15 protein-coding genes, 1 tRNA gene and 1 pseudogene are annotated in these 18,300 nt (G+C 38.2%); 13 read left to right on the top strand and 4 right to left on the bottom strand.

Annotated elements, in window-relative coordinates; genetic code table 11:
* The first annotated feature begins 13 nt into the window (after positions 1-13).
* From CORI_RS07270 to CORI_RS07235, 8 genes are all read left to right on the top strand, one after another.
* Entirely contained in the window at positions 14-832 is an 819-nt protein-coding gene (locus tag CORI_RS07270; RefSeq protein WP_173031408.1) for a hypothetical protein, read from the top strand.
* Entirely contained in the window at positions 829-1,464 is a 636-nt protein-coding gene (locus CORI_RS07265; protein WP_173031407.1) for a uroporphyrinogen-III synthase, read from the top strand. The genes CORI_RS07270 and CORI_RS07265 overlap by 4 nt, the downstream gene beginning before the upstream one ends.
* Before the next feature lie 235 nt (positions 1,465-1,699).
* Complete coding sequence (gene purD, locus CORI_RS07260; protein WP_173031406.1) at positions 1,700-2,953, top strand: phosphoribosylamine--glycine ligase; 1,254 nt, start codon at positions 1,700-1,702, stop codon at positions 2,951-2,953.
* Positions 2,950-3,402 carry an RDD family protein gene (locus tag CORI_RS07255; protein ID WP_173031404.1) on the top strand — a complete coding sequence of 151 codons (453 nt, stop codon included), beginning with the start codon at positions 2,950-2,952 and terminating at the stop codon, positions 3,400-3,402. The genes purD and CORI_RS07255 overlap by 4 nt, the downstream gene beginning before the upstream one ends.
* Complete coding sequence (locus tag CORI_RS07250) at positions 3,392-5,587, top strand: LPS-assembly protein LptD (RefSeq protein ID WP_173031403.1); 2,196 nt, start codon at positions 3,392-3,394, stop codon at positions 5,585-5,587. Before CORI_RS07255 ends, CORI_RS07250 begins: the two co-directional genes overlap by 11 nt.
* Positions 5,584-6,294 carry a phosphoribosyltransferase family protein gene (locus tag CORI_RS07245; protein ID WP_173031402.1) on the top strand — a complete coding sequence of 237 codons (711 nt, stop codon included), beginning with the start codon at positions 5,584-5,586 and terminating at the stop codon, positions 6,292-6,294. The genes CORI_RS07250 and CORI_RS07245 overlap by 4 nt, the downstream gene beginning before the upstream one ends.
* Entirely contained in the window at positions 6,279-8,483 is a 2,205-nt protein-coding gene (locus CORI_RS07240) for a polyribonucleotide nucleotidyltransferase (protein WP_173031401.1), read from the top strand. The genes CORI_RS07245 and CORI_RS07240 overlap by 16 nt, the downstream gene beginning before the upstream one ends.
* A gap of 17 nt (positions 8,484-8,500) precedes the next feature.
* Positions 8,501-9,349 carry a universal stress protein gene (locus tag CORI_RS07235; RefSeq protein ID WP_173031400.1) on the top strand — a complete coding sequence of 283 codons (849 nt, stop codon included), beginning with the start codon at positions 8,501-8,503 and terminating at the stop codon, positions 9,347-9,349.
* A 224-nt stretch (positions 9,350-9,573) separates the two neighbouring features.
* On the opposite strand, the gene CORI_RS07230 is transcribed toward CORI_RS07235, so the two are convergent.
* The 4 genes and pseudogenes from CORI_RS07230 to CORI_RS07215 all read right to left on the bottom strand — a co-directional run bounded on the left by CORI_RS07230 (position 9,574) and on the right by CORI_RS07215 (position 11,897).
* Positions 9,574-9,903 (bottom strand): cytochrome C, encoded by a 330-nt coding sequence (locus CORI_RS07230; protein ID WP_173031398.1) that lies wholly within the window; start codon positions 9,901-9,903, stop codon positions 9,574-9,576.
* Positions 9,904-9,906: 3 nt separating this feature from the next.
* Positions 9,907-11,109: pseudogene (locus CORI_RS07225) on the bottom strand (sulfite oxidase).
* Positions 11,110-11,462: 353 nt separating this feature from the next.
* Positions 11,463-11,547 (bottom strand) — tRNA-Leu (locus tag CORI_RS07220).
* A 50-nt stretch (positions 11,548-11,597) separates the two neighbouring features.
* On the bottom strand, positions 11,598-11,897 hold the full coding sequence (locus CORI_RS07215; protein WP_169940457.1) for a F0F1 ATP synthase subunit C: 300 nt from the start codon (positions 11,895-11,897) through the stop codon (positions 11,598-11,600).
* A 292-nt stretch (positions 11,898-12,189) separates the two neighbouring features.
* Between CORI_RS07215 and CORI_RS07210 the strand changes: the two genes are divergently transcribed.
* The 5 genes from CORI_RS07210 to CORI_RS07190 all read left to right on the top strand — a co-directional run bounded on the left by CORI_RS07210 (position 12,190) and on the right by CORI_RS07190 (position 18,240).
* Entirely contained in the window at positions 12,190-13,524 is a 1,335-nt protein-coding gene (locus CORI_RS07210; RefSeq protein WP_173031397.1) for a sodium-dependent transporter, read from the top strand.
* Between the two features lie 3 nt (positions 13,525-13,527).
* Positions 13,528-14,868, top strand: a complete 1,341-nt coding sequence (locus tag CORI_RS07205) for a sodium-dependent transporter (RefSeq protein WP_173031396.1) — start codon at positions 13,528-13,530, stop codon at positions 14,866-14,868.
* Positions 14,869-15,396, top strand: a complete 528-nt coding sequence (locus CORI_RS07200; RefSeq protein WP_173031395.1) for a TRAP transporter small permease subunit — start codon at positions 14,869-14,871, stop codon at positions 15,394-15,396.
* Positions 15,393-16,715, top strand: a complete 1,323-nt coding sequence (locus CORI_RS07195) for a TRAP transporter large permease subunit (RefSeq protein ID WP_173031394.1) — start codon at positions 15,393-15,395, stop codon at positions 16,713-16,715. Before CORI_RS07200 ends, CORI_RS07195 begins: the two co-directional genes overlap by 4 nt.
* Before the next feature lie 94 nt (positions 16,716-16,809).
* Positions 16,810-18,240, top strand: a complete 1,431-nt coding sequence (locus CORI_RS07190; protein ID WP_173031393.1) for a DUF4139 domain-containing protein — start codon at positions 16,810-16,812, stop codon at positions 18,238-18,240.
* Positions 18,241-18,300 lie beyond the last annotated feature (60 nt).

The following is an 18,300-nucleotide window of genomic DNA, read 5'->3' as shown; positions in this document are numbered from 1 at the left end:
TTTGGAGAGAAAATTGAAAAGATTTATAATAGATGATGAAAATATATGTGTTGATAATATCTTTAAGATAATAGATCCCAAGAAAAAAGATAGGGTTTATATAGTTACAAATGCAAGAAAAAAGATATCCATGCAGACTTTAAAAATTTTAAACTCTAAAAAAGTAAAGTTTAAAATTTTTATGATAAGTGATGCGGATAGGGATTTTGCAGATAAGATAATAGTATTTTTAATGGGAAAATTTTTTGATAAGAAGGGTAAAATTTGCGTAGTTAGCAATGATAAATTTTATGATAGCGTAATAGGATTTTTTAACGCTTTAAGAGCCGAAAAAAGGGAGAAATTTAAAAAAATAACTTTACAAAAAGATGTAAGTTTAAAAATAGACGAGAATAGAAGCAAAGAGGTTGAAAATATTTTGTTAAAATCTTCAAATCTTCAAGAGCTTCATATCATGCTAAAAAACGCTTACGGCGATGATGATGGGCTGGTTATATATAAAACTTTTAAACAAAAAGCAAGACAAATTTATGCCTCCAAAATGCTTGCTTCACCTAAAATAAAAACTCTGTCCAAGGAGTCTAAAAACAGCTCAAATTTGGATGATGAAACCAAACAAGATCAATTAAGCCCAATAAAAAATGCCGAGACAAACAATCTTTTATCCAAAAATTCCCAGGAGATAAAAAAGATAGCAAGAGAAAGTAAGAACACTTTGGAGTTTCATAACGCACTTATAAAAAAATACGGCAGCGGCGATGGAGTTACGATATATACGATTTTAAAAGATAGAGCAAAAGCCTATTTTCAAAAGAAGGGAAGTCTAAAATGATCTATCTAGTCGGTTCAAATTTTGATTATGAGGGCGCAAAGACGCTTAGGTTAAATGAGATTAAATTTAGCGAATTTGAAGTTGATTTAAGCGAATTTGAAGCGCTTATCATAACCTCTAAAAACTCTATAAAAGCGTTAGAATTTAATAAAATCAAAATCGATAAAAATTTGCAAATTTACGCCATAGGCGACGCAAGTGCAAACGCGGCAAAGCAGGTAGGATTTGATAGAATTTATATCGGGCAAAACTCCTATGGAAAAGAGTTTGCAAGCGAAATTTTACTGCTTTTAAAAGATAAAAAAACGCTTTATCTAAGAGCTAAAAAAACAGTTTCAAATTTAGGTGGGATTTTAGAAACCGCAGGCGTTAATATAACTCAGATAGTAGCTTACGAAAATGTCTGCTTGAAGGCGGAAATAGGGCTAAAGCCTGAACCAAAAAGCGTGATCATATTTACCGCTCCTTCGGCGGTTAAGAATTTTATCTCAAATTTTGGCTGGGATGATAGCTATAAGGCTGTTAGCATAGGACAAACGACAAGCAAAGAGCTGGATAAATTTACAACTGCTACCACAAGTGAAATTCAAAGCGTAGAGTCTTGTATAAGGCTTGCTAAAACATTACTTTAAGCAAAATCACTATATAATTTACTTGCCTGAGTGATTTGGCAGCGTACTTTTTTGGGTCCAACACATTAGTATGGGCGAAGATGTGCGATATCTGTGTGATGTGGCTTTGCCTGAACGCCTAAAAGCGCGAGAAGTTGCAACCTAAGGGATGTCGCCTATTTGCAAGGTTGGCTTTAATTTAGGGCCGCTTACTTACGCACCGCTCGCTCGGGTGTTTTAAATTTACGGAGACGGCATGGATATACTAATAGTCGGCAGCGGCGGGCGCGAATACGCCATAGGCTTAAAGCTTAAAAGTGAAAAAAACGTCGGTAAAATCTACTTTGCTCCGGGCAATGGAGCCACTTCAAAACTTGGCGAAAATATCAAATATAAAAATTATGAAGAGCTTGCAAAATTTGCTAAAGACAAAGGTATAAATTTAACTATCGTAGGTCCTGAAGCGCCTCTTAGCGAAGGGATAGTTGATATCTTTAAGACAAACGACTTAACTGTCTTTGGACCAAGCAAGAGTGCCGCTAGGCTTGAGGGCTCAAAAGCTTATATGAAAGATTTTCTTGCAAGACACGCTATAAAAACGGCTAAATATCTAAATACTGATGACGTAAATAAAGCAAATGAATTTATAAAATCTTTAAAAACGCCGATCGTGGTAAAGGCGGACGGACTATGCGCAGGCAAGGGCGTAATAATAGCAAAAACTCATGAAGAGGCTTTTGAAGCTGCTAAAGAGATGTTAAGCGGCGAAAGCTTTGGCGAGGCCGGAAAAAGAGTAGTTGTAGAGGAGTTTTTGGACGGATTTGAGCTTAGTTTTTTTGCTCTATGCGATGGCGAAAATTTCGTAAGCTTGCCGGTAGCTCAAGATCACAAAAGACTGCTTGATAATGACGAGGGTCCAAACACGGGCGGTATGGGGGCGTATGCACCAAGTCCGCTAGCTACGAAAGAGCTTATAAAACAAGTTGAAGAAGAAGTAGTAAAGCCTACTTTAAGGGGTATGAAAGCTGAGGGAAATGAGTTTTGCGGAGTGCTCTTTGTAGGACTCATGGTGGTTGAAAACGAGCCTTATGTGCTTGAATTTAACGTTCGTTTCGGTGATCCCGAGTGTGAGGTTTTGATGCCTTTGATTGAATCTGATCTGAGTGAAATTTTATATAAGGCAGCAAGCGGAAGGCTTAGCGAAATAGACGTTAAGATAAAGGATGAATTTGCTGTTGGAGTCGTAGTTGCTAGCAAAAACTATCCTTATAAAAATAGCCCTAAAGCCAAAATAAGCGTAGAAGATGTTCCCCTAGGCTCTCATATAGCCTATGCGGGCGTTAGCGAGGAGAGCGGTGAAATTTACGCTGACGGCGGTAGAGTGCTAGTATGCGTAGCAAGTGCAAAAAACATAAAAGAGGCTAGAGATAGGGCTTATAAACTATGCGAAAATGTAAAATTTGACGGTATGCAGTATCGCAAAGATATCGCTTGGCAGGCTCTTAGATGAGCGAAAATATCCTAGATAAGCTTGACAGAGAAGGTATTCGCTTAGCTTCTGCCAAAAAGCGCGCCATGTCTTATCTGATAGATGAGCTTTTGATATCCATCTTGTTTACCGTGATTTACTGGGGCAAATTTGCAGAGACGAGCAGCTATGAAGAGGTGATGAATATCACTTACTCTTTGATTCCTCAAGTTGTGATGCTAAAGGTTTTGTATCAAGCGTTTTTTATCTGGTATTACGGCGCAACTCTTGGCAAAATCGCCATGAAGATAGTTTGTGTAGATTTAGCGCTTTTAGATAAGCCGAATTTGGGCGCTTCCATCATAAGAAGTATCGTTAGGATCATTAGTGAAAACTGCTTTTTCCTTGGCTTTGCTTGGGCGCTTGGAAACCAAACCCTTCAAACGTGGCATGATTTGGTCGCAAAGACAGTGGTGATCGATGTTTATTAGAATATTTTTTATACTTATTTTTTCCGTTTCAGCTCTTTTAAGCGCTCAGGATTTTGAGCTTTTAGCCGATGACGTAAATCGTCAAGGAGATATCGTAACGGCTGAAAAAAACGTACTTGTTTATTCTTCAGAGTATCTGATAAGCGCGGACAAGGCTGTTTATGATCAGCAAAAACGTATCTTAGAGCTGTTTGGCAACGTAAACGTAATGCGTGGAGAGGATGAAGTATCTCGCTGCGGGTATGCTAAAATCGATCTAAACAGCAAGGATAGTAGCTACGAAGCGCTATTTATGATGAATCGCGATATGGAAGTTTGGATGCAAAGCGATGAGAGTGAGAGCAATGAGAAATACTACAAAACAAGCGGCTCTATCGTATCAAGTTGCAATGTCCAAGATCCTGATTGGAGTATCAAATTTAGTAGCGGAAAGCTAAATAAGCAAAGTAAATTCTTGCACCTTTATAATCCGGTTTTTTATCTGGGCAAAGTTCCTGTTTTTTATCTGCCTTATTTTGGATTTTCAACCGATACCAGACGCAGAACGGGGCTGCTTCCGCCTGAATTTGGCTACGGTAAAAGCGATGGATTTTTTTACAGGCAGCCGATTTATATAGCCGAATATAACTCATGGGACATAGAGCTAAATCCGCAGATTAGAACGATGCGCGGTAATGGAATTTATTCTAAATTTAGATTTGTTGATTCGCCTTATTCTAAAGGCTTTATTGCTATGGGCAAATTTTGGGACAAGGCAAGCTATAAAGAAAGGCAGATTGCCAAAAACTCAAACAGACTTCCTTTGAAAAATAAAACTCACGAAGGCATAGAGGTAAGGTATGAGCGTGATCGCTTGGTAAAGCATCTTATAAACGAGAATTTGCAAGAGGGATTGTGGCTTGACGCTACTAAATTAAACGATATAGATTATATAAATTTAAAGAGTAGAAGCGGGGGTAATAATGATGAAAATTCACTTGTTACTTCTAAATTTAACTACTTTATAAGTAGCGATCAGCACTATTTTGGAGCTTATGCAAGATATTATATAGATACTGCAAAAGTAGGTAGCCTAAACGAAAATAAAGACACATTGCAGGAGTATCCTAGCTTTCAGTATCACAAATACGTAGATTCTATCTTTTTGCCGAATTTGCTATACTCTGTTGATTTGCATTCGCACAATTACACTAGAAAGATAGGTGTAAAGGCTACTCAATACGAGTTTAAGCTTCCTTTGTCTTTGCATATTCCTCTTGTAGACGAATATCTGAATTTCTCCTACTATCATGATTTTTATGCTACTTTGGTTAATTATTCAAACAAAATTTATAGACCGACAGGCGATGAGGATAAGAGTGCAAGTTATATGGAAAATGCGCATAAATTCTCGCTTCATACTGATTTGGCTAAAGCTTATGAGAGCTTTTATCATAGCTTAAATTTTGGGATTGATTATGTGTTTAGAGGATATCATGACGGTAGTTTGCCTGATGATTATGAAGCTACTCAAAACGATGAGGATATCTATGTCTATGATATGCTTGGTCGCAAATATCAAAATTTCATAGGCTCTCAATACACCCAAGATGAAGTTGCCGGCAGATTAACACAGTATTTTTTCACCGGTGAGGGCAGAAAGTATCTAAGACACACAATTTCTCAAGGATACTATACGCAAAAGAGCGAGTACTCGAATTTAAAAAATATAATAGCCGTTTTTCCTTTTACGAATTTATCTCTTTATAATAAGCTTGAGTATTCTAATAAATATAAAAAATTAGAAAAAATACAATCGGGCATCAACTATTCAAACCAATATTTTGGCTCAAATTTATGGCATACCTTTGAACGCAAAAACTTACAAGATAAGCAAAATTTTATTTACGGCTCAGGTTTTATAAATTTGCCTCGTCAGTATAGACTGCTTGGCGGACTCCAGTATGATATGCAAAAAAAATATACCAAGCAGTGGCATTTAGGAGTTTCGCATAAGAGAAAATGCTGGAACTACTCCGTTATTTATCAGCAAGAGATTGAACCCGTTACAACAACAAGCGGTTCGGCATCCAAGAAGTCAAAAGGCGTTTATTTTACGATAAATTTCTATCCTATGGGTGGTATTAATTACGATTTCTCGTTAGACAGTATTACTGATGACGGCTCAAAGGATCAAAGCAGATGAGTTATATAGACGAGCTTATGTTTGAAAACCAGCTTGAAGCCGCTGCTAAGCTACTTGAAATTTTGCCCAAAAAAGAGCTTGCGGAGAACAACTATCTTGTTATCTGCTCTTCTATCGACTCCGTTATATTAACTGACGTAGTATCAAGAGGGCTAAATTTAAGCTACGAAATGCTCTTTACGGAAAGAGTTTTTGCTCCGAACAATCCTGAGTGCGAGATTGCTATGGTAAGCGAAACCGATGAGATACTTGTGCATGACGAGCTTGTTAAGTCATTTGGGATAAGTTATGACTTCATATACGGTGAAGCTCAAAGAAAGTATGAGGAGAAAATTTTAAAAAACGTATATAAGTACAGAAAAGGAAATTTAATAGGAAATTTAAAAGATAGAAACATCTTGTTGATTGACGAGGGTTGCGAGACGGGCATAACTGCTCTCATTTGCATCAAAACTCTTATGAAAGAAGGTGTTAAATCCGTTAGATACGCTACTCCGCTTATAGCTACCAATGTAGCAAGTCAATTAACTCAACTTGTAGATGAAATTTATGCCGTACATAAGATCGCAAATTTTATTGACGTGGATTTTTACTACAAGAACAAGATCGAACCAAAGCCGTCAGTTATACTCTCTATATTGGAAGAGAGTCCATTTTATATACCACTACAAAAACAAGGAGATATTAAAGCATGCAATATTCAATAGAAGTTAATAACCAGATTGAAATTTATGATATAAACAAAGTCGCAAAACAAGCAAGCGGAGCTGTTTTATTGCGAGTGAAAAATACGGTCGTTTTGGCAACCGTAGCAAGAGAGGATACTCAAGTAAGTGAGGATTTTTTACCGCTAACGGTGCAATATATAGAAAAAGCTTATGGCGCGGGCAGAATTCCCGGCGGATACGTTAAGCGCGAAACTAAGCCTGGTGACTTTGAGACTCTAACAGCTCGCATCATAGATCGCTCCTTGCGACCTCTTTTCCCAAAGGGTTATGCGTATCCTACGCAAATCGTAGTTATGGTACTCTCTGCCGATCCTGAAGTTGATTTGCAAGTAGTTTCTTTAAATGCAGCTTCTGTCGCTCTTTATCTAAGTGATATTCCTGTGAATTCTCCTGTGTGTGGTGTAAGAGTCGGGTATATAGACGATAAATTTGTTATAAACCCAAGCAACTCGGAGCTAAAAAGTAGCGCTCTTGATCTATATGTGGCGGGCGTTAAAGACGAGCTTTTGATGATAGAGATGAGGAGTATCGCTCAAGCAAGAGGTGAAGTTATGCCTATGATAGCCGTTGATGCGATTATGGATCCAAATTTAAACGACGGTATTATTTTACAGCAAGACATGAATGAATTTAGCGAAGATCTTATCGTAGAGGCTATAGCCGAAGCCGGCAAAGCGATACTTAGAGCATCAAACGCTTATGAAGAGGCGTTTGAATCGCATAAAAAGGCTGACGCCGAGCTTGAACTAAAGCCTGAGATAGAAAACGAAAGTATCGCGATATATCTTGATGAATTTTATAAAGACGATGTGAAATTTGCTATCAATCAGATGGCAAAGAGCGAGCGCGCAAGCGAGCTAAATAAGATAGCCAAACAAGTTTTAACCGATGAAGTTGCGCAAAAAGAGGGCTGGGAAGAGGACGTGATAATGAACGTTCTTGGCAAATATAAGAAAAAAATCGTTAGAAACCAGATCATAAACGAAGGTTTAAGAGCCGACGGCAGAGGACTTAAGGATGTGCGCCCTATAAGTATCGAGACAAATATATTGCCAAATGCACATGGCTCTTGTCTCTTTACGCGCGGACAGACTCAAGCGCTTGTGGTAGCTACGCTTGGAACGGATACGGATGCGCAGATGTATGATATGCTTACCGAAAAATCTGCAATCGTGGATAAATTTATGTTTAACTACAACTTCCCGGGCTTTAGCGTAGGCGAAGCTAGCCCTCTAAAGGCTCCTGGCAGACGAGAGCTTGGGCACGGAAACTTGGCTAAGCGCGCTCTTGCTCCAAGTGTGGATGTAAATTCTCCTTATACGATTCGTCTGGTTTCTGAAATTTTAGAATCAAACGGCTCAAGTTCTATGGCAAGCGTGTGTGGCGGCTCTCTTGCTCTGCGTGCCGCAGGAGTAGATACCGTAAAACTTGTAGCAGGTGTTGCCATGGGGCTTGTGTTTGAAGGCGACAAGCATGCGGTTTTAACCGACATAATGGGGCTTGAAGATCATGACGGCGATATGGACTTTAAAGTTGCCGGAAGTAGCGAGGGTATAACCGCGCTTCAAATGGATATAAAGCTTGGAGGAATTAGCCTTGATGTTTTAAAAGAGGCTCTTTATCAAGCTCGTGAAGGAAGACTTCATATCTTAAATTTGATGGAAAAAGCAAACGAAGAGATAGCCGTAAACGATGAAATTTTACCTAAACTTGAGCTGTTTAGCGTTGATCCTAGTAAGATAGTAGATATCATCGGACAAGCCGGCAAGACCATAAAAGAGATCATAGAGAAATTTGAAGTTTCCATTGATCTTGATAGAGAAAAGGGCGAAGTAAAAATCGCAGGAGCTCAAAAGACAAAGGTTGATGCGGCGAAAGATTATATCATCCAAATAGTATCAAAAGACGGCTCTAAAAACGGATTTGGCGGAAAAAGAAGAGACGGCAGAGATAAAGATAGAGCAAAGCCTACCTTTAATATAGGCGATGAATTTGAAGGCGAGGTTAAAAAAGTAGTCGAATTTGGAGCTTTTGTAGGACTTAAGGGCGGAGTTGACGGCTTGCTTCATATCTCAAAAATTTCAACACCGCTAAAAGAGGGCGATAGAGTAAAGGTCAAAGTAAGCGAGCAAAAAGGGCATAAAATTTCCCTTGTTTTAGCAGAATAATTCAAAAGGATAGTATCATGCAGTATAAGAAGTTGCTTTTCCCAATAGGTGCCGGAGATGATGTAAAAGAACGAATTTATGGGGCTTTGCTCGTAGCCAAGCATTTTGATACGCATATTGAAATTTTAGCTAGTCAGCTTGATCCAAGCGCGGTTTATAATATGAAAATGACTCTTCGTGGCGGAGTTTTGTATGAGGAGTTTTTAAAAGCTGCAAAGGCGGAGCTTGGTGTGGAGCATGAGCAAAACGAGGCTTTGTTTAAGAAAATTTGTGCCGAACTTGGCGTGGAGATAAGCGATACTCCTACGGGCAAGGCAAGTGCAAAATTTGTTACCAAAAGTGGCAAAAGAAGCGTTGTTGTAGAGCATGAGTCAAAATTTTGCGATATGGTTGTAGCTGCAGCTCCGCTTGACGGTAGGGTTACTGGCACATTTGAGGCTGCGGTTCTAAAAAGCGGCAAGACGGCAATAGCCATACCAAGAAAACTAACGAAATTTGGCACGGACAATATCCTTGTAAGCTGGAACGGCTCTACTCAAAATTCGCGCGCGCTTTCAAGCTCGATAGAACTGCTTAAAAAAGCAAAAAAGGTTCATTGTATCACTTGCAAGGCTCATCCTGACGAATCTGCCGAAGAGAGCTTAAAAAAGCTTGAAGAGTATCTAAAGATACACGAGATAAACGCGACTTTTGAAATCGTAAAGACTACTTCAGTTCCGGGTGAAGCGCTTTTAAGATCTGCGAAGGAAGGGAATTTTGATCTTATAGTTGCAGGCAGATACGGCGAAAACGGCTTTAGAGAAATTTTCCTTGGCGGAACTACGAGATACTTTTTAAAACACACGCAAATTCCGGTATTTATGTAACAAAAAGGGCGTATATGCCCTTTTTAGCTAAATTCCAATGATTTAAAATTGATTTCGCATTTTTAAATGTTTTATTAAATAGTCAAAATTTAAGCTATTTAAATATCAAAATCTAGCAGCGGTTGGTTTGAATGGTAAAAATTAAATACAAAACAAAATTAGATAGCTTAGTTTTAGCAAGTATAAATAATGGGATCAAAAGAGGGAAATTCCCTCTTTTGATGTTAATTTTTAAGAGTATTTTTTAAAGGAATTCTCTTTCTTGTCGTGTAGTCGTTAGGGTAATTTTTAGCCAAGTAAGCAAGGATCAAATTTTCACTTTCAGGATCAAATTCCCAAAGCCCTTGTGTTTCTTGCATCCATCTTATCAAGTCTTTCCATGTTTGCCTATCACCTTTTTGTTTGGTTACGAGCGTTAAGCTGTGGCATGCCATACAGTTTCCTATGATAAGCTCCCAGCCTTCATCTATCTTAAGCCCTGTTTCAGGGTCGATCTTAGGCTCGCTTGCTAGTGCAAAGCTAAGCCCAAGCAGCAGTGCGAGTAATTTTTTCATAGCCTACCCCACATATACGGCTACCCTATGGCAACTGTTGTTTAGGTAGCCTTTTGGATTCCATGCAGGAAGAACCATCGGCTGGATTCCATGCAGGAAGAACCATCGGCTGCTTTTTGCCGTTTGTATCCGTAGCTCTTGCCCAGACTTCATAGTATCCTTTTTGAGAGAATTTGACCGAAGCTTTCCATGACTGCCACGCAAGCCTATTTAGAGGTTTTTCTATAGTTGCCTTTTGCCATGTTTCGCCAAAATCGATGCTGATATCCATCTCTTTTACTTCTAAATCGCCTGCCCATGCTTTGCCGCGAACTTCAAGTGTCTTGTCAAGCTCCGTTTTGAAATTTGTAACAGGATGAGATATGACTGATTTTACAGGCATTGACTCAATTATCTTCATTTCGGTATCTTTGCTTACTTTTGTTCCTGGAGCTACCGGATTAACAGGCACTTTATACGATTCTGACATTTTTGGTCCGTCATGAACTATATTTCTAACAGAAAGTTTAGTTAGCCATTTGCCTGAAACGGAACCCGGAAAACCTCCAGCAACAAGTCTTAACGGATAGCCGTTCATAAATGGAATATCGGCTCCTTCGTAAGCCCATGCTATAAGCGTTTCCTCCTCAAGAGCTTTTTTAATAGGAATTCCTCTGCTAATCGGCTTTTTACTAGCATCTCCGTCAAGCGGGATATCGATACCTTCGTAGCCTACGTAAACTGCATCGTTTTTAATACCGCAACTTTCTAATACGTCTTTTACTCTCACGCCTGTCCATCTTCCGCAAGCTATCGCGCCAACTCCCCACTGAGTACCGCTTGTGGCAGGTATGATCTCGCCTCTACCGTTTCCGCCACACTCGACAGTTAGAGCGTAAGTGTAGTGTTTAAATTTCTTTTTTAGCTCTTCAAGAGTAAAAGTAGTAGGCTTAATACAGCTCTCTCTGTCAATTACGAGCTTCCAATTTTTAGGATCGAGATCTTTTATCTCCGGTGCTAAACTATTGTTTCTAACAAAAAAATGCTCAGGTTTTACAAATTCCGAATCAAAAAATTGAGGCAAGGTTTCTGCCGTTATAGGCTTGTCGTTGTGGTAAAGAAGTCCGTTTTTCCCTCTATTTTGAAATTTTCATCTACTGCGGCAAGTGCTGTAGGCATAAGTTCGCTTGGATAATTAGCCGCAAAAAGGATGTTTGCTCCAATCAGTACCGCAAACGCTAGAAGCGAGCTTTTCTTTAAAAATCCTCTTCTGCTCTCATCGGTCTTCCTTCTGAATATGTCAAGATCAGCCTTGATAGGATTTTGTTTGTAAGCCTCAAGGAAACCTAACTCTTTTTTTGTTTTTCATTTCATCTCCTTGTTTTGATGTTTGATTGAAGAAAATTTTAAGATAATAATATTTATAGATATAAATAAAATATTTTATATTTAAAGTGTAGCTTTGCAGTGTTGATTGAAATTATTTATTATGCTAGTATTTTTTGTAGTTATGGTATAAATTAAATCTTATATTTGATTTAAATAAAATTTAATACATTTTAAGATTTAAGTTTGAAGTATGGTGCGATCAGCGAGATTTGAACTCGCACACCTACCGGCACTACCCCCTCAAGATAGCGTGTCTACCAATTCCACCATGATCGCAACAGAAGTAAAATTTATAAAGAAATTCAGCCCGAAGTTGGGCTGAAATATTAAAACATTGGGTTTGCGTAAAGAATAATTAGTGTAACAACAAGTGCGTAGATAACTTGCGCTTCGATCATCGCTAGAGCGATAAACATTGTTGTCATAAGTTTGCTACCAACGCCAGGGTTTCTAGCTGTTCCTGAGATTGTAGCAGAAGCAGTGCTTCCCATACCGATAGCTCCACCAAGTGCCGCAAGACCTAGACCAAGAGCAGCTGCAAGAACTGAGTATGATTTTAGCATTTCGCCGTCACCTGCAAATGCAAATGAAGCAAGTGCAGCCATAAGAAAAAGAATCTTTTTCATGAAATTTCCTTTGATGAATTTAAGCCAGTTCGGATCAGGCCCCTACTTTGAAACTTTGTAGCGCATTTTATATAAAATTTGCTTTGATTTAGTTAAATTTTGAAAAATTTATCAACTAAATTTGTTTGTATCTAAAAATGCTACAAATTTACAAAATATTTTTAAGCTGTTTCGATTTTATACGAATTTATTAACAAAATTAATGAAATATTTTTAAGCTTAGAAATTTAAAAGCTTTTTTATGCTAATTTAAGATTTTTTAATGATTTTAAATAAAATTAAGGTTTGCTAAGTGCAGGATAAGTTCTCTAAAATCGGCTTTATATTAGCCGTTGCAGGAAGTGCGGTAGGTCTTGGAAATGCTTGGAAATTTCCATATTTGGTCGGACAAAACGGCGGCTCGGCTTTTGTTCTTTTGTATTTGTTTTTGACGTTTTTTATCGGACTTACCATATTTTTTGGTGAAGTAGCGATAGGAAAACTTTCAGAATCAGATCCTGTAAATGCTTTTAAAAAGCTTGCGACCACGAACAAAAACAGCTGGAAATTTGCGGGTTTTACGATGCTTGGAGCGATCATTCTCGTATCGTTTTATACCGTCGTTATAGGCTGGATATTTAAATACGCTTTTATGGTTTTAACGAATTTACCAGCTGATATAGAGACTTCGGCCGCTATATTTAGCGATTTTGTCTCAAAAGACGTATCGTCTCAAATTCTATTTTTTACTATCACAAATATAATTTGTTTTTACATTGTTTCAAAAGGTATCAAGAGTGGGATAGAGCGTGTAAATGTGTGGCTTATGCCGTCTTTGCTGGTGCTTGTGATAGCAATGCTTGCATATTCCGTTACTATGGACGGCTTTATGCAGTCGGCTAAATTCTTGCTGGTGCCTGATTTTACCAAGATAACTTTTGATAGCGTTCTTACAGCGCTTGGACTGGCGTTCTTTACGCTTTCTTTGGGTGTGGGTGTCATCATAGTTTATTCTGCAAATTTGCCAAACAATACGAATTTGGTAAGCTCGTCCATAATCATCGTCATCATTAACGTAATAATGGGAATTTTAATAGGTCTTGTCATATTTACTTTTGTGTTTGAGTTTGGCGCCGAACCTAGTCAGGGAGTAGGGCTTGTGTTTATCTCCTTGCCTACATTGTTTGCTAAGCTGGGCACATTTGGGCATATATTTGCCTTTGCGTTATTTACGGCTCTTATATTTGCAGGTATTACTTCGGCTATCTCGATGCTTGAGCCGTTTACATATTATCTTATAAGAGAATTTGGCTTTACGCGCAAAAAAGCCCTTATCAGCATAGCCGCTTTCGTATATATCGCCGGAATTTTATGTATATTTTCAAATATCGAAGGCGTTAAAGAGAATTTGGTCTTTTTTGGCAAAAGTTTGTTTGATTGTCTTGATTATCTGGTTTCAAATATCATCATGCCTATAGGCGGTATCACGGTATCGGTTTTTGTCGGATTTGTAATCAAAAAAGAGGCATTACGTGAGCTTTACGGTTCTTATATGAGTAAAATTATGTTTGATCTTTGGTATTTTATGATTAGATATATTGCTCCGATTGCCATAGTCGTCATATCCGTAAATGCCATTTTGAGCTAGATTATGCCAAGCGATAAATTTTCTAAAATAGGCTTTATACTCTCAATCGTAGGTGCTGCTATCGGACTTGGAAACGCTTGGAAATTTCCATATATGGTCGGTAGCAACGGTGGCTCGGCTTTTGTTCTTTTGTATCTTGTGTTCGCCGTAGTTGTGGGGCTTAGTATATTTTTTGCCGAGATGGCGATGGGTAAAATTTCAAACGCAGATCCGGTAAATGCCTTTAGGATACTTGCTCCAAGACACTCAAATTTATGGAGCTTTGCGGGAGTCATGATGATTACGGGCGTTTTTGTGGCTTCTTTTTACACGCTTATCATCGGCTGGGTTATCAAGTATGCGGTCGCGTCTTTAGGAACTTTGCCTGTTAAGATAAGCCAATCGGGCGAGAATTTTAACAACTTCATCTCAACTGATATCCTAGGGCAGGTTTTTTACTTTTCTATCGCTTTTTTTGCCTACTTTTTTATACTTTCACGTGGAGTAAAAAGAGGAATTGAGCGCATAAATTTATGGCTGCTACCTATGTTTTCGCTGCTTCTTGTTGCGATGCTTGTTTATTCCATGCAGATGAAGGGCTTTGGTGAAGCGGTTAAATTTTTGCTTGTATTTGATTTTTCAAAGCTAACTAGCGAAGCCGTGTTTATGGCGCTTGGACTTGCGTTTTTTACGATGTGCGTTGGCATAGGCGCGATCATCACCTACTCAACTAGCCTTGATAGCAAGACAAATTTATTTACATCTTCTCTTTATGTTGTTATCCTAAACATAGTTTTTAGCATAGTTATAGGGCTTATCGTATTTACATTTGTATTTGAGTTTGGAGAAAAGCCTAGTCAAGGTGTTGGGCTTGCGTTTATCTCGCTTCCGACGCTTTTTGCCAAGCTTGGAGCTATAGGAAATTTACTGAGTTTTGCCTTTTTTACCGCTCTTGTTTTTGCAGGGCTTACTTCGGCTATTTCTATGGTCGAACCGCTTATATTTCACATAGTAAAAGAGTATAAAATTTCGCGCTTTAAAGCGATTTTGATCGTAGGAATTTGCGTGTATGTGCTTGGCGTGCTTTGTGCGCTTTCAAATACGAATATGTTTAAAGAGAGCTTAACGTTTTTCGGCAAAGGATTTTTTGACATACTTGATTATATCAGCTCAAATATCCTGCTTCCTCTTGGCGGTATAGTTATAGCTGTCTTTGTCGGATTTTTTATGAAAAAAGAGATGTTAGAAGAGCTGTTTTTGCCATATATGGGTAAAATTGTGTTTAAAATTTGGTATTTCTTGCTTAGATACGTAGCGCCGACTTGCGTCGTGCTCGTTATGATTAGGCAGATTGTGGGGCAATAGATGGAGCAAAAATTACTAAAGATAGAGAAAATTTTTAATAAACTAGCAGATATTATCGGATATATCTGTATATTTGTGATGTTTTTGATGATAGCCGATGTGTTTTTTAACGTAACTGCTAGATATTTTTTCAAATACGGCAACGTAGGGCTTCAGGAACTTGAGTGGCACTTTTTTAGCGTTATCATAATGCTTGGCATGAGTTACGCGCTTAAAGAGGACGTTCATGTGAGAGTCGATGTCTTTTATGAGGGATTAAAGCCTAAAACAAAGGCGATTATAAATATGCTTGGAGTCGTGTTTTTTATCCTTCCTTTAGCGCTTCTTGTGGCTTGGCTTAGCTTTGATTATGTGGTTGAAGCTTATGAATCAAATGAAGGAAGTGCGGATCCGGGCGGACTTCCTTATCGCTGGATTATAAAGGCTTTTATACCGTTTTCTTTCTATCTTTTGATATTTTTTAGCATAGGCTACTTTATCAAATACCTAAATTTATATATAGCGTGCAAAAAAGAGGAGCGAAAATGACCGGCGTTGTGATGTTTTTGGCTGCTCTTTTTATGCTTGCTATAGGATTTTCGGTTGCATTTACATTTGGAGCGATTTCTGTTATCTTTGGGCTTATAGGGGCTATGGTGGAGAGCTTTGGTGACGGAGACGGCTTTTTGGGCGGGCTTGAAATTTTTAAAGAGATGTTTGCTTTTATGCCTTATAGAATTTATTCTATAATGGAGAATAAAATCCTAATAGCCGTTCCGCTTTTTGTCTTTATGGGCATAATTTTACAAAAGACCAAGCTTGCAGAGCGTTTGCTTGAAAGCATGGCGTTTTTATTTGGAGAAATTCGCGGAGGTGTGGCTATCAGCACCGTCTTAGTCGGCGCTCTTCTTGCGGCTTCAACGGGAGTTGTGGGAGCAAGTGTTGTGGCTATGGGCGTGATGAGTTTGCCTGTTATGCTAAAGTACAGATACAATAAAGCCTTAGGATGCGGTACTATATGCGCCTCGGGAACACTTGGGCAGATTATCCCGCCTTCTATCGTGCTTATCATCTTGGGTGATGTATTTACCGTGCCTGTTGGAGATCTATTTCGCGAGGCTATAGCTCCGGGACTTGCTCTTGTAGGAGCTTATATAGCTTATATTTTATTTGTTTCTTATATGAATAAAGACTACGCTCCGCCGGTGATTGATGAGAGCGGGATACCAAAAAGCAAGCAAATTTTTAATGCTATTAAGGCCATTTTGCCGCCTCTTGTGCTTGTATTGCTTGTTCTTGGTTCTATCTTTAACGGTATTGCTACACCGACTGAGAGTTCCGCTTTTGGTTGTGTGGGTGCGATAATCCTTTCTATCTGCTACAGAACTTTTTCATTTCAAATCTTAAAAGAAGCACTTGAAGAAAGCGTTAAGACCACCGCCATAATCTTTACCATACTAATAGGCGCAACAGCCTTTTCTATGGTATTTAGCTACACCGGAGGCGATGAGGTTGTAGAAGCCTTTATGTCAAATTTGCCTGGTGAAAAATGGGGCTTTATAATCTTAGCTATGATTACTATCTTTGTGCTTGGGTTTTTTATAGACTTTGTTGAAATTTCTTACATCGTGCTTCCTATCTTGGTGCCTATCGCTATGAATTTAGGTATAAATCCTCTATATTTTGCCATTATAATAGCCATGAATTTACAAACTTCGTTCTTAACTCCGCCTTTTGGTTTTAGTCTCTTTTATCTTAAGGGAGTTACACCGCCTGAAGTTAGCACGATGGATATTTATAAAGGCGTAGTGCCGTTTATCCTGCTTCAAATTTCCATACTTATAATATTTACCATAATACTACTTTAAAACCGCTCCTTGCAAATTTGCAAGGAGAGTTTGATTAAAATAGAGCATTAACATTTAGGCGTTATAATTTTATAAATTTAAAACAGGAGAATTTATGAAAGCCTTAAGTCTTATTTCTATCCCTGCGGTTTTTGTTTTGGCTGATTCAAGCTTGCTTGAAATTTATAAAAACAGAGCATTTTTTCATCAGAATTTAAGCGATGCTAAAAGCTCTTTTTCTATCGAGGTTCCAAATACCATAAATATAAGAGATATCGACATTTCGGCAAGCTGTGAAGTACAAAATTTAACCTTAAATGATGCCGAGTTCGTAAAAGACGATCAGTATAGCTTGCATGAGGAGCTTTCAAAACGTATTAAAAACCTTAATAACAAACTATCCGCGCTCAACTCAAAGTCAAATTTTTTATCGCACTTTACTCCAAGCGATAAGATGACGGCTGATAGTTTAAAAGATGAGAGCGATAAGCTTTATGAGGTTGTGTTAAAAAATTTAGATGAAATTTCAGACACTCAAAAAGAGCTTGAAAAGCTAAATTTAGAACTGAATAAATTTAAAGTAAAGCAGGTTAAAAAGCTTGATCTAAGCTTTGAGTGCGAGCCTAAATTCGTAAAAATTTCATATCCCGTAAATGTAAAACTTGATCTGCAAAATGAAATTTCAGCCGACACCTCAAAATCGCAAGTAGATATCATTCAGGGCTTAAGCTTAACTAGCCCGTTTGTAAAAGATATAAAGAACCTTGATATCGCGCTTTATCCTTTTAGCTACTCGTCAAATTTGATCCCGCCGCATTTTTATCCGTGGTATGAGGGCAAGCCCGAGCCTAGACCTGTAAATAGCATGGCTGCACCGATGATGGAGATGGCTGATACTGCAAGTCTTAAGATGAGAAGCGCTAAGATGACCGCAAGCGAAGTAAGCGGACAAAACGTTCAAAATACCCTATCAAATTCATGGAGAATTTCAAACGTAAATTTAAAAGCGGGCGAAGATAATAAATTTGTCTATGATAGACAAAACGTAAAGGCTAAATTTGAGATAGTCATAGACGGATACAGCGGCTCAAACGGCTATATCAAGGCTATCTTTACTCCTATAAAAAGCATGGAGTATGCAAGCACGGCCATGAAGATAGACGGCATAAGCGTAGGCAAGAGCTCAAGCTTTAGTCTAAAACCGAACGAAGAGAATTTCGTATATTTTGGTAAAAACGATCTCATAAGCGTTAAAAAAGAGAGTCTTGTGAATTTTACTAAAGAGAGCTTTTTCGGTAACAAAAAGAAAATTTCAACCGGCTTTAGCTACGAGATAAAAAACGGCTCAGATAAGCCTTGGGATATAACTCTCATAGAAAAAGTTCCCGTTTCAACGCATGAGAGCATAAGCGTAGCCGTTAAAAATACGCCAAAAGAGAGCGAGATAAGCAAGCAGGGCGAAGTAAGCTGGAAATTTGAGCTTAAACCAAACGAGAACAAAAAAGTAGAATTTACTTACGAGCTTACAAAGCCAACAAATAATTAATAAAATTTGCATTTTTATAATTATTAATTAAAGCAAATAAAGATAAAATTAGCTTCGTTG

This window comes from Campylobacter sp. CCUG 57310 (genome assembly GCF_013201975.1).
Classification (GTDB): domain Bacteria; phylum Campylobacterota; class Campylobacteria; order Campylobacterales; family Campylobacteraceae; genus Campylobacter_A; species Campylobacter_A canis.
Note: the sequence above shows the minus strand (reverse complement) of the source record. Positions and strands in the feature narration are given on the sequence as shown.